Genomic DNA, 13,415 nt, shown 5'->3' on the forward strand with positions numbered 1-13,415 from the left:
AAGGATTTTTTTTTACAAGTATATTCATTAATCGTGAAAAGCCCTAAGCGCTAGTTCGTAACTTTTTAGACCAAATCCTAAAATAACCCCGCGACAAACAGCAGCTAATTTAGACTCTTTGCGAAAATCTTCTCGTCCGTGTGTATTGGAAATATGCACTTCAATTACAGGTGTGCTAATTGCCGCAATCGCATCTCTTAATGCAATCGACGTATGGGTATATGCCCCTGCATTGATGACAATCCCACTATAGCTGAAACCTACTTCATGTATTTTATCAAGAAGTCTTCCTTCGCTATTGGATTGAAAATAGTCCAACTCCAAGGCAGGAAACATAGCTTTTAATTGCTCAAAATATTCTTCAAAACTAGTGTCACCATAAATCGATGGCTCGCGTTTACCTAGTAAATTTAGGTTAGGCCCATTGAGAATTAATATTTTCATGTTTTAAATTTTGTACTACTGTAGAACAAATATATTTAATATTAAGGTTGTTTAGACAAACCTAGCCTAATATTTGACGTAGCACTGCATTTAGTTTCCCCTCATTTTTAGCTTGTTAAGTTTTTTAAAAGATGTTTGTTGTGTTTTTATCAGGAATTAACTAAATGTTAACTATTACTAACGGTATAATAACTGATTGATTTACAATGCCATGTTAAAAAATTAAATTTTTAATGTTTCCTTAGTGTTATATTTTTATTAAATAAACGTCGTATTGTGACGAGATGCTGTAATTTCGTCTCTGTTAATAGTAAAAAAATTAATGTATATGAAAAAATTAGTACTATCGTTAGTAGCTGTTGCTGCATTTGGTTTTACAGCTAACGCACAAGAAAAAGAAAAACCAACATTTGGATTCCAAGAAGGAAACGTAATGATCGAAGGAAGCTTCCAAATTAAAGATCAAGTAGCGAAAGATTCTAACACAGGAGTTAAAGTTAAAAATACTCATTATAACTTCAATCCAAAAGTAGGTTATTTCTTAAGCGATAAAGTAGCTGTGGGAGCTTCTTTAGGTTTTGGAAAAGCAAACGTAGGATCTGATGTATTAGGATCTGACATTACAGGAACTACTTTGTATGCAGGTGCATTCGCGCGTTACTACTTCTTAGAATTAGGTAACCGTTTCAAAACATATGCTGAAGTTGGTGTTGGATACCAAGAAGGAAAAGTTTCTGACTTGAAATACAAAGAAACTGGTATTGCTGCAGGAATTGATTTAGGTTTCAACTATTTCTTGACTGAGAAATTAGCTGTTACATTTGCTTTAGGAAATGTGTTTAGCTATAAAAACTACGACATGAAAAATGATGGAAACAAAGTAGGTTCAATTTCTGAAACAGAAGCAAACCTAAATGTTTTCAATAACTTCTTTGATAATGCTACATTCGGATTAGTTTACAAATTCTAATCAGAAACCGTTATATCGTAGAATACAAGAAAGAGCTTCAACACTGAAGCTCTTTTTTTTATCTTTGACCTAAACGAAAAAAGTAAAAATGATCGCAAACACCTGGCAAAAGACCATTCAAGCGTATATGCATTACCTGAAATTAGAGCGCGGGTTGGCTGAAAATTCCATCGACAGCTACGAATTGGATTTGCTGAAATTTGTCCATTTCTTAGCGCATAACGAGATAGAAGTTCCTCCAAAAGAGGTCAGTGCAGAACTAATCAATGAATTTGTATACCAGCTGTCAACTGTGTTAGCACATACCTCTCAAGCACGTATCATTTCTGGATTAAAAAGTTTTTTTACCTTTTTGATTATCGATGGACAAATTGAAAAATCGCCAACAGATCTGTTGGAAATCCCCAAATTAGGTCGAAAACTTCCAGAGGTGCTCGCTGTTGAGGAGATTGATGCATTAATTGCGACCTTAGATCTCTCCACGAATGAGGGGTATCGAAACAAAGTGATGCTTGAGCTCTTGTACAGCTGTGGATTGCGCGTTAGTGAATTGGTTAACCTACGCCTCAGTGATTTGTTCTTTGAAGAGGGATTTATCCGTGTAATTGGTAAGGGTAGTAAACACCGTTTTGTGCCAATTGACCCGGAAACCATGCAATGGGTCACCTTGTATAAGACCAGCATTCGCAATCATATGCAGGTCAAAAAAGATGATGTAGACATTGTGTTTTTAAATAGGAGAGGCGGACGCTTAACCCGTGCGATGATTTTTACCATCGTAAAACAAGCAGCAAAAGAGGCGAATATTAAAAAAAATGTGAGCCCTCATAGTTTCCGTCACTCTTTTGCGACCTATCTACTTGAAAATGGAGCCGATATTCGCATGATTCAACTGATGTTAGGACATGAATCCATCTTAACAACTGAAATTTATACCCATATCAGTAGAGAAAAATTGAAAAATGTTATGGATACCTATCACCCAAGGAGTAGGGGATAATGTAAACTTTCTTTACTGTATAGCCACAAAAAAAGCGAAAGAGGAATCTTTCGCTTTTTTTGTGGGTGATGTTATCTTATTTAGCTATGTTAATAGCTCTTGTTTCTCTAATAACGGTAATCTTAACTTGACCTGGATAGGTCATTTCAGTTTGAATTTTTTGCGAGATATCGAAAGATAGCGTTGCTGCCATTTCATCCGATACTTTTTCACTCTCAACGATTACGCGCAATTCTCTACCGGCTTGAATCGCGTAAGAATTCTTAACTCCTCCAAATTCATTTGCAATTCCCTCAAGGTCTTTCAGACGTTGGATGTAAGAATCTAGTACTTGTCTTCTTGCTCCTGGTCTTGCTCCTGAAATAGCATCACAAACTTGAATGATTGGCGCAATTAAGGTTGTCATCTCGATTTCATCGTGGTGAGCACCAATGGCATTGCAAACTTCTGGTTTCTCTCCAAATTTCTCTGCCCATTGCATACCTAGGATTGCGTGTGGTAATTCGCTTTCTGTTTCTGGCACTTTACCAATATCGTGTAATAATCCTGCGCGTTTCGCTAATTTCACATTTAGTCCTAACTCTGCAGCCATTAAACCACATAATTTAGCAACTTCACGCGAGTGTTGTAATAAGTTTTGACCGTAAGACGATCTGTATTTCATACGTCCAACGATTTTGATTAATTCAGGGTGCAAACCGTGAATACCCAAATCGATAACAGTTCTCTTTCCAATTTCGATAATTTCCTCTTCGATTTGTTTGGTTGTTTTAGCAACAACTTCTTCAATACGAGCAGGGTGAATACGTCCATCCGTAACTAAGCGGTGAAGCGATAAACGAGCAATCTCACGTCTAACTGGATCAAAACACGATAAAATAATAGCCTCTGGCGTATCATCTACGATAATTTCAACTCCTGTTGCAGCCTCAATTGCACGGATATTGCGACCTTCACGACCAATAATTCTACCTTTTACATCATCTGACTCAATGTTGAATACCGATACACAGTTTTCTACTGCTTCTTCTGTTCCTACGCGTTGAATCGTATTGATAATGATCTTTTTTGCTTCTTGTTGAGCCGTTAACTTCGCTTCTTCAATGGTGTCTTGAATATAAGACATCGCATCTGCTTTTGCTTCTGTTTTTAAACTTTCAATGATTTGGTTCTTTGCCTCTTCTGCAGTTAAACCAGATATAATCTCTAATTGCTCAACCTGTGTACGGTGCAAGCGATCAACTTCTTCTTGTTTCTTCTCTACGTGCTCTAATTTCGCCTCGTAATCTTTGATGATCTTTTCACTCTCTTCCGCGGCTTTCTTCGCTTTTGAAAGTTCATTTGAAATTTGTGATTCTTTGTCTCTCGTTCTCTTTTCAGCTTCTGCCATCTTCTTGTCGCGAGACAAAATTACTTGCTCGTGTTCCGCCTTTAGCTCAATAAACTTCTCCTTTGCTTGAAGAATCTTTTCTTTTTTGATTGACTCTCCTTCCGTTTTTGCGTCGCGTATAAGGGTTTTAGCTTCATTATTAGCGTTTTGTAAAATAGAAGAAGCATGGTTTTTTTCCAGGTATTTTGCAATTGCAAAACCAATGCTTGCACCTACTAAAACTCCTCCAACAATAAATAGTATATCCATATGTGTTTTATAATTATATAAAAAAAGCCCACATCAGTAGAGTTGCATAAACTCTGATTTAAACAAGTTTTGGGTTAGCTTGCTGTTCAAGGATCTGCATAAATGCAGCGTGCTTTAGTAGCAATGATTCACCCATTTTAATTTGTTAGTGTTGAGTTTATCAAAACGGTTTACTAATGTGAGCAGTGTCTTTTTTTAGTTTTTCCTTTAAATAAGAACGTGTTTCTATTTCGAAAGTATACGATCTAATGCCTCGTCTAATCGAACTAGTCGATCAACAGCTTTATTGTAATTCTCAGATTTGTCAATTGTCTTTTGCTCAGTCTGTGAAGCTAATTGTAAGGCACACATCGCCAAAACATCCTGCTTATCTCGTACTGCATAGCTCTCCTCAAACTGCGTGATCATGATGTCAATCTTCTTTGACGCCGAGCGCAAAGCTTCCTCCTGAGCATACGTTACCGTTAAGGGGTATACTCGATCAGCTATCGATATCTTGATTTTTAGTTGTTCATTTTGACTCATTGCTAGCTTTATTTACTGAGTTGAGCGATACAATTGTCAATCTCTCTTATCAATGAATTTATCTTGAGTTTCGTATCTTTTCTTCCTTCGTCACTGCCCAATAGTGAATTGGCTAACTGCAGAGATTCATACTTCTTGTAAATGTCGTCTAATTGCGTCTCATTTTGTAGAATTTCTTGCTGCGCCTCGATCAAATGTTGTTGTAGCCTATTGTTCTCCGCTTCCAACTGATCTAATCTTTGTACAAGTTTCGCAAACTTTACTTCCAAAGCATTAATTATGTCCGTTAGTTCACTCATGTTGCAAAATAAATATTCACTATTCTTTTACAAAGTTACAATTTGTATTTAGATTTTAAAATATTTTCTGCTAAAAGTTCGCGTGAACAGCGAGGAAATTGATTAATAACTAGCTGATGCGTTTATTTACTGTCTTACTATCGTATAATTTACGAAATCAACCCGCTTTTAGTATCGTTTCCCTAATATACCGATATACACGACAGTACGATCGTAAATGTAGCACACCAAATATTCGATCTCGTTTTTTCAAATTGAAAAAACAACACCCAAAAGGATTTGCAAAAGGGTTCTCTAATTTTAGATTATTCTTTATTTTAGCAATAAATTATAAAAAATGAAAAAGAGTTTAACTGGAGTTTTTATTTTCTCTGCTTTTGTTGCTTTTGCACAAGCTCCAACTATAGAATTTGCCAATCCGTTGAATATACCGATCAATGCCTCTGGGAATTTCGGCGAACTCAGGGGAAGTCATTTTCATGCGGGAATCGACATTAAAACACAACAACGCATTGGTTTACCAGTTTATGCACCTGCTGATGGTTATGTCTCACGCATAAAAGTGTCTACATGGGGGTATGGCAAAGCTTTGTATATCGATCATCCCAACGGTATGACAACTGTATATGGTCATCTTAGTGCCTATGAAGGAGCTATTGCTCAACGCGTTTTCGATACACATTACAAACAACGCGTTTTTGAAATAGAACTGTTTCCTAAACGAAATGAAATTCCCGTTAAAAAAGGCGATATCATTGCCTATACAGGAAATACAGGAGGATCTGGTGGACCTCATTTACACTATGAATTCCGCGATACAAAATCACAAGCCATCATCAATCCCCTGAGCTGGGGAATGAAAGAAATGTTGAAGGATACAGAAGCCCCTACGATTAATTCGATCTATGCCTATCCCATTTCAAACGACGCCCTAATCAATAAGTCTAAGAACCCCATAGCATTGACTTATAAGACAATCAACGGTATCCTCACCGCAGATCCAATCACCGCTAGCGGACAAATTAGCTTTGGAATTGATATGTACGATACGGCAAATAACAATAGCAATCGAAACGGTGTGTATAAGTTGGAAACTTTTGTCAATGGCAAACCGAGCTTTAGCTATCAATTTGATACTTTTTCCTTCAGTGAATCGGGCTTCGTCAATGCCCTAGTCGACTACGGACGCAACAAAAAAACCAAAGAAAAAGTACAAAAAATGTTCCTCGAAAAGCCTTATCCCTTATCTGTGCTAAAAGTAGATCAAGGCACAAAAGGAATACTCGAAGTAAAACCAGGAACAAGTTATACCTATAAAATAGTAGCTTCCGATTTTCACGGCAACCAAACAGTTGTTGAAATTCCAATCACCTATGCCGCAGACTCAGCAACGGTGGTAGAAAGTAAAGCAGTAGCACCAGAAAATCAGTATAACCTAGTTTCAACACGTGAATTTTTGGCGGAAAAAGACTTTGCTTCCGTGCGTATTCCCGCTAATGCCTTTTACCAAGACTTCACTTTTGTGTTCGATGTCAACGATAAAAAAGTTACCCTGCATAAAGATGAAGTTGCAGCGTTTAAAAATATGACATTGACCCTCGATGTAAGTAGTTTTGGACTAAGTGATGCAGACCTGAACAAGGCGTATATCGCTCAAGTGGCACCCAATGGAAGTAAATCCTACGTTAAAACACACAAAAAAGGAACTATCTTTACAGCTTATACGAAAAAGTTAGGCGATTATTCGATCGGCGTCGATAATACCCCACCGAAGATCTACCAACCGAGTTTTAAAGAAGGGGATTGGTTGAGCAATGCCAATGAAATTTCCTTTCTTATCCATGATGTGGATACAGGCATTCAAACAATTGAAGGAACGATTAATGGCAAGTGGATTCTTTTGGATTACGATTATAAAACAAAAAAAATAGTACATTTATTCCGTGATGGAATAGTGAGTTCGGGACGCAATGATGTGGTGATTAAAGTTACCGACAACATGGGTAATGCAGCTACCTTTTCTACACATTTTTTTAGAAAGTAAACTATGATACATCGATTGGGAATAACACTGCTTCTCTTGTTCTTTTGCCTAAACACCTACGCGCAAGATAGAGCGATCCTGCAGGGAAAAGTAGTAGTCGAAGGCGAAGGAGAGAAGGTGACAAACATCCTACTAGTACTCAAAAGCGGTGCGATTCACAAGATCAAAGTCAATGCAAAAGGTGAATTTTATGTCGACGTTCCCGCTAGGGAAGCAGTTGACGTGAAAATTATCGGCATTCCTTGTGTTATACCCGAAGCATTTGTTTTACATCCCAATGAGATCCGTACGATTAGCATTCACTGTCAAGAAGGGAAAGCCGTAGTAACTACAGCAGTTGCAGAAGACAAACCCTTGGAAAATAACGTAATGCAAACCGTGGAAATTGTTAATTATACAGGCAGTTTCGATCGGGATCTATCCAGTGTCAATCTTCATGGGGTTGGCGATGTAATCGCAGGAAGTAATCGCTTGGAAACCGTACTAACCACGTTGCCTGGAGTAAACTCAAATAACGAATTGAGCAGTCAGTATTCCGTGAGAGGCGGGAGTTTTGATGAAAACCTAATCTATGTCAATGGTGTAGAAATGTATCGTCCGTTTTTAATACGATCAGGAAAACAAGAGGGGTTGAGCTTTGTCAACCCTGCAATGGTAGAAAATGTGTCGTTCTCTGCTGGAGGATTTAAAGCGCGTTATGGCGATAAGTTATCTTCAGTATTGGAGGTTGATTATCGCAAACCAACCGAAAATAAAGTCCAATTGCAAGCGAGCTTTTTAGGTGCTGGAGCAACAGTAGATTTAGTTTCTAAAGACAAAGCCTTAACGGCTATTATAGGTATGCGTTACCACAATAACCGCCTGTTGATGAATCGAAAAGATGACGACGGCTATTACAAACCCTCTTTTATGGATACACAAACAGTGGTCGACTATACATTAGATGAAAATTGGGGTTTTAGCTTTATCGGAAACATAACGGGAAACCATTATAAATATGAACCCAATCGCGCTACAGTGGCGTTTGGAGGAGTAGGTAATACGGCTACGGTCTCTATTTTATACAATGGAAAAGAAGAAGATAAATACAGTTCGCTATTTGGGGCTTTGGTTTCTACCTATAAAACAGACCGCGATAAGATAGAAGCTGTTTTTTCAGCTTATCACACCCAAGAAAAAGAGTATTACGACATTGAAGCATCCTATTTGGTTGTGGATCAGCAAGAGTACGATTCTGATCCGCTCTTCGGTAAAGATATTGAAAACCCGTTGCCTATCCGAAAAGGCGTTGCTTCTCAATATGCTCATGCGCGAAATAATTATGACGCTTTGTCTATAAGTGCGGAGGTGAAAGGGAGGCACCTGATTGGGGAGGCAAATACATCCCTGCGTTGGGGGGCAAAATTCATTCGAGAAAATATCAAAGACCGCCTATCCGAGTGGGAGTTGATGGATTCATTGGGGTATATCTTACCCAATAAGCATGAGTATGCCTCGCTGCACACCCAGCATACCGTGGATATTAATCGCGTGATGGCTTATGGGGAATGGAATAAAGCGCTGTATAGCCAAGACACGAAGATTACCCTAAATGCAGGAGCGAGAATACACGGATGGAAGATGTCCGCAGGAGGTAAAACCAAACTGGTGGTTAGCCCTAGAGCTCAAATCGCTATAGATCCACAAGGATGGCAAAAACAAATGATGTTTAGCTTGGCTTTTGGATTGTATCAACAACCGCCATCCTATCGCGAATATCGCGGGTTTGATGGAACGTTAAACCCCGATCTCCATGCACAAAAAGCCTGGGTGGCCGTATTAGGTCATCACTATGGATTTACTATGTGGGATAAAAAATTTCGCATGCAAACCGAAGTCTATTACAAAAACCTTCAAGAGGTCAATATTTATACACTAGACAATGTCCGTATGCGCTATGTGGCAAATAATGATGCTAAAGCTTATGTATATGGGGCTGACCTTCGGTTGTATGGGGAGTTTATCGCTGGAACTGAATCCTGGATTAGTGTAGGTGTGATGAAAACAGAAGAAAATTATCAAGACAAAGGGTATATCGCCCGACCAACCGATCAGCGATTGAAGTTTGGTCTGCTCTTTCAAGACTATATGCCTTCGATTCCCAACTTGAGGTTGTACCTCAATGCTGTATACAATACAGGATTACCAGGTGGATCCCCTTCCTATGTTGATCCTTATCTCTATCAAGGAAGATTACGCGATTATAAACGAGCTGATATCGGATTTAACTACGTGTTTAAAGACGAAAAAGTAGGGCAAAATAAACGCTGGCTCCAAGGCGTTGAGCAGCTGCAAATCGGAGTGGAAATCTACAATGTATTCAACGTAGCAAACGCTATTACCAATACGTGGATTCGCGATTTGAATAGCAGTAAAGAAATTGCTATTCCCAATTATATGACAAATAGAACGTTTAATATGAAAATAGCCCTGACGTTTTAATTTTTTAGTCCTGCATTTGTAAAAAACGTATCTTTGAATCATCAATAGTGAAAAGAATGAAAACAAAATTAGGTTTAATAGTAAGTGTTTTTTCCGTTGTGCTGTTTTTCTCTTGCAAAGGACAAGAGGAAAAACCCAAAGTAATTTATAAAGATGAATCGAAAACAGCGGAACAAGAAGTAGTAAAAGAAAAAACAGAAGATATCAGAATTGCTGATTTGCCCCTGGTTGTCGGTCATTCTCCCTACTTGATTCACCCTGTTGGAGAAGTAAGAGTCTATTCTAGTTCAAGCAAATACGGAACAAGTAAAGTGAGTCAGTTCTCCTATACTGTTTCTAACTATGTGCCTTTTGAAATTACAGGCTATTTAGAAAATCTAATGTTTCAACACAAAGATTCGTTGAATATCAGACCACTAACAACAAAGAGAATCCAAATTCAGTCCGTGGTCTATTTGAATACCATAGCCGAAAAACTCAAGAAAAATGTGTTGGTGTACAATGTGTTTGACGCTGATACCAATCGAGACGGCAAAATTGATTCCAATGATATCAAGACACTTTACATCAGTAAAGGTAGTGGGGATGGATTTAAAAAATTAAGTCCCTATTTACAAGAGCTACTAGATTGGACAGTTATTGATGTACAAAGTAGATTGTACTTCAGAACAATCGAAGATATTAATAAAAATGGAGCCTTTGATAAGAATGACAACGTTAATTACTTCTATGTGGACCTAACAGACCCTAGTTGGGAAGTTAAAACCTATGATCCATTAAAAGTTTTGAGCACAGAAAGTAATCAAGAAAGTAATCAAGAAGGAAATCAAGAAGAAAATAAAGAAGCTGAAGAAACAGCAGTGTCTGAATAAAGCTAAAGCTACATAAGAAAAAGCCCTAAAACGCAAATGTGTTTTAGGGCTTTTTGTTGGTTTGTAAAAACTATAGTTTCCACTGAAAGGTTTTCTTTTCTAGAAAAAGAAGCAATTTGGCTTTGTCATCCAAATGAAGATAGTGTCGGATTAGGAAATGTAGTTATAGTTTAGTCGAACGAGAAGTAATCCGAAGTAGTTTGTCTTGCTTCAAAACTCATATCGTTCACCTCGTTTTGATATGCTTTAATTAATCTATGCATTTTGAGAATTTCACGCACTATCTTTTTTTTTATTAGCAGTACATTCGCTTTATTGTGTGTTTTTTCGGTAAATAGATTATTTATTGAAATTGTATTGAATTTAACGTAATGCTGTTGTAGTAGTTTGTTTTTTTGCAATTGATTTGTGTTATATGGATTTATTTGGTTGTTGTTTTGTTGTTTTTATTTTATTCGATAGGTAAAAAGGAGGTGAAAACAGAAAATAGATGTGACTTTTTACAAGGTTTGGAGTCATAAGTATATACAAAATGAGATTATTGTATGTGTTTGTAGTCTCAATAGTAAAGCAAGACTTTTGCGGAATAAAAAAACGAAGAAGACGACGCTTGCTAGAGATAATTAAAACAGTTAATTCAGGAAAAGGTTGTGTTTACTGTCTTAAATGGCTATAAATTTGTATGATAATAGGTGTTGTTACGTGAAAATAATTGCTGATTTTTATTGTTTTTGCTTGTGAAAGTAAGTAAAATAAAAGGTTAAATGCGATTAAGTGTATATTATGTAAATCTCATTTTGTAGTGTTAAATTATATGTTAATCTAAAAAATAAATAATAATTTTGTCACGCTTTAAACGAAAGTAAAAAAAGTAGTAATAGGCGAACATCTATTATCTTAAGTCCCCACTTAATAGAGAATCGTGCTATATAGCTATGCAGTATAGTCACGGCGCAATATGTGAGGGTAGAGGTATTAAATTAATACATCACCACTAACATTATGAAACTAATTAAAACATTTGATGGTTTTTTAAGAGGCCATTTTAACTTCGAGAGTATCGTTAAAAGCGTTTTAGCGCTCTCTGTGATTCAACTGATAGCCATAGGCTTAGGTTTGAATCTTGATTTTAGTCTTTTGACTATTCCTTTATTGTATTTCTTTACCAGAAAAACAGCGCGTAAAGTAGAGCCTTCAGCTGTTGCATTTTTTGCTCATTACAGCCTTGCGGTTCTCGTTATTTTATTGCCAAGCTTGTTTCCTTCTAAATTTATTGGAACTGTTGTTTTTGCATACGTTCTAACGTATTTGATGGTGTTGTACAAAGAAATGAAGTCTATTCCATCTTCTAGCTCCAACCAAAGCGTATTGGGTTTTATAGGCTTTTTCTGTAATTACTTAATCGCCCGTTTAATTGTGCGTGCAATCTTCTTTGTTGTATTGTATATATTTGCAGATTTTGGTGTTGAGTATGTGTTTATTCAAACCGGATTAGTTGTAACAGTATTGCTGTTTTGCTTATTTACCTTGCTGAATTACAATGATAAAACGAACGAAATACTCGTGCAAATTCCTACTCTTGGAGTAAGTAAAATCGAAGGCAATGCGTTGACGCCTCGATATGAAGACAAGGAAAGAGTAATCATTACTTTTTTTGAAACAAGTGATGACTTTTTAGCTAATTCTTTTTCGTTGGAAGATTTAGCGGATGCTGTGAATTTAAATAAACATGAAGTATCTACGGTGATTAATCACCAATTGAATTCTTCTTTTTATCACATGATAGCACAGTACAGAATTTTACATGCAAAAAAATTATTGCAAATCCGCAATAATTTGACAATAGAAGCTATTGTAGAAGAGTGTGGTTTTAGTTCAAAATCAACGTTTAACAAATACTTCAAACTCTTTGTAGGTAAAACGCCATCTGTGTATCGCAATCAAATCGTATAGCGTGCTGGTATGGAGTTTTATTTCAACTTAGTTGTATTAACAGCGGCCATTATTTTAGGCAGTATATCGTTTATTGTAAATAATAAATTGACTGCTTCGACCAAAACACAGCAGTTACTCAATGTGTTCCTCCTGTTTTTTGTTCTGCATTTGGTTATTATTTTGTGTAGTCGATTGTTGTGGGCAGATTTTCGGTTTGTCCATCTTGGATTACCTCTTAATAGCGTATATGCTCCTACGTTTTATTGTTGTCTCGTTTTATTGTCAGATGAGGTGCACAAGAAAACGCAGGAAAGCAAGAGGTATTACTTTGCTTTGCACTTCATTCCTACCTTGGTGCTCTTGGGCTTTTATTTCTTGCTTTTGAATCAAGGGTTAGATTTGAATTCGGTTGAAGTATACCGCTATTTATTAGTGCTTTATTTTGTTGAAGTAATTCAGTATGTAGGATATGCCTTTATGGGCTATTATAAGATTAATAAGCTGGTGTTGAATAACAATATTCGCCTATTGATCTTGCGTGTAATGTGGATTATGATCTTTATGGCGTTGGTTTCATTGGGTATTGTGTTTTACAACAATATCCTCCATTACGACCTTTCCGTTACTTATTTAGCTCTGTTGTGTTTCGCCATAGTTATCTTTAATTACTATATGGTGCGATTGAAATACGTGAAAATGGTGTCTATCTCTGATCCAACAGATAAGGAAAAAATAGCAGAAGATCCACAAGTGCTCCTCAAATACGAGAAATCAAAATTAGCCGATGACGTATTGAGTGCGTATAAAATTAAGGTAGAACAAATTGTTCACGATAATCAATCCTTTTTAAAGGTCAATTTTACCTTGGACGATCTTGAGCAAGAAAGTAAAATTGCCAAACACCATTTGTCGCAATTTTTCTCTACAACATATGGAATGAATTTTAATGCGTATATCAATAAGTTACGCGTCGAACACGCAAAGAAGTTACTAGAGAAAAAAGATTTTGATATCTCAGTTTCCGAATTAGGTGATGAATGCGGATTTAATTCTCGAACCTCATTCTTTCGAGCATTTAAGAAATATGAAGGCGTATCACCTTCGGAATACATAACGAATATCCTTGAAAATAGATAAGAATACGTTGCAGTGTATGGGTAAGTAGAAAAGAAGTAGAAATACTTCTTGCTGCTTACTCATTTTTTT

The 13,415-nt window shown here is 36.8% G+C and carries 11 protein-coding genes and 1 other RNA gene; 7 read left to right on the top strand and 5 right to left on the bottom strand.

Annotated elements, in window-relative coordinates; genetic code table 11:
• Positions 1-27 precede the first annotated feature (27 nt).
• On the bottom strand, positions 28-444 hold the full coding sequence (gene aroQ, locus H4K35_RS14105) for a type II 3-dehydroquinate dehydratase (protein WP_182628598.1): 417 nt from the start codon (positions 442-444) through the stop codon (positions 28-30).
• Positions 445-772: 328 nt separating this feature from the next.
• Between aroQ and H4K35_RS14110 the strand changes: the two genes are divergently transcribed.
• The gene (locus H4K35_RS14110; protein WP_182628599.1) at positions 773-1,414 is read left to right on the top strand and encodes an outer membrane beta-barrel protein; all 642 of its coding nucleotides are present in this window, start codon (positions 773-775) and stop codon (positions 1,412-1,414) included.
• Positions 1,415-1,502: 88 nt separating this feature from the next.
• Complete coding sequence (gene xerD, locus H4K35_RS14115; RefSeq protein WP_182628600.1) at positions 1,503-2,414, top strand: site-specific tyrosine recombinase XerD; 912 nt, start codon at positions 1,503-1,505, stop codon at positions 2,412-2,414.
• Between the two features lie 76 nt (positions 2,415-2,490).
• Here xerD and rny read toward each other — a convergent pair whose 3' ends face one another.
• From rny to H4K35_RS14135, 4 genes are all read right to left on the bottom strand, one after another.
• Positions 2,491-4,053, bottom strand: a complete 1,563-nt coding sequence (gene rny, locus H4K35_RS14120; RefSeq protein WP_182628601.1) for a ribonuclease Y — start codon at positions 4,051-4,053, stop codon at positions 2,491-2,493.
• A 48-nt stretch (positions 4,054-4,101) separates the two neighbouring features.
• A non-coding RNA gene (ssrS, locus tag H4K35_RS14125) (6S RNA) lies at positions 4,102-4,210 on the bottom strand.
• Between the two features lie 68 nt (positions 4,211-4,278).
• The gene (locus tag H4K35_RS14130) at positions 4,279-4,578 is read right to left on the bottom strand and encodes a cell division protein ZapA (RefSeq protein ID WP_182628602.1); all 300 of its coding nucleotides are present in this window, start codon (positions 4,576-4,578) and stop codon (positions 4,279-4,281) included.
• Between the two features lie 8 nt (positions 4,579-4,586).
• Positions 4,587-4,877: a hypothetical protein gene (locus H4K35_RS14135; protein ID WP_182628603.1), complete on the bottom strand. Its 291-nt coding sequence runs from the start codon at positions 4,875-4,877 to the stop codon at positions 4,587-4,589.
• A 337-nt stretch (positions 4,878-5,214) separates the two neighbouring features.
• On the opposite strand from H4K35_RS14135, the gene H4K35_RS14140 reads away from it, so the two are divergent.
• From H4K35_RS14140 to H4K35_RS14160, 5 genes are all read left to right on the top strand, one after another.
• Positions 5,215-6,921 (top strand): M23 family metallopeptidase, encoded by a 1,707-nt coding sequence (locus tag H4K35_RS14140; RefSeq protein ID WP_182628604.1) that lies wholly within the window; start codon positions 5,215-5,217, stop codon positions 6,919-6,921.
• A 3-nt stretch (positions 6,922-6,924) separates the two neighbouring features.
• Entirely contained in the window at positions 6,925-9,402 is a 2,478-nt protein-coding gene (locus H4K35_RS14145; protein WP_182628605.1) for a TonB-dependent receptor plug domain-containing protein, read from the top strand.
• Positions 9,403-9,458: 56 nt separating this feature from the next.
• Positions 9,459-10,274: a hypothetical protein gene (locus H4K35_RS14150; protein ID WP_255492487.1), complete on the top strand. Its 816-nt coding sequence runs from the start codon at positions 9,459-9,461 to the stop codon at positions 10,272-10,274.
• A 1,002-nt stretch (positions 10,275-11,276) separates the two neighbouring features.
• Positions 11,277-12,227 carry an AraC family transcriptional regulator gene (locus H4K35_RS14155; protein WP_182628606.1) on the top strand — a complete coding sequence of 317 codons (951 nt, stop codon included), beginning with the start codon at positions 11,277-11,279 and terminating at the stop codon, positions 12,225-12,227.
• Positions 12,228-12,236: 9 nt separating this feature from the next.
• Complete coding sequence (locus H4K35_RS14160) at positions 12,237-13,346, top strand: helix-turn-helix transcriptional regulator (RefSeq protein ID WP_182628607.1); 1,110 nt, start codon at positions 12,237-12,239, stop codon at positions 13,344-13,346.
• Positions 13,347-13,415 lie beyond the last annotated feature (69 nt).

The organism is Myroides sp. NP-2 (genome assembly GCF_014145665.1).
Lineage (GTDB): Bacteria > Bacteroidota > Bacteroidia > Flavobacteriales > Flavobacteriaceae > Flavobacterium.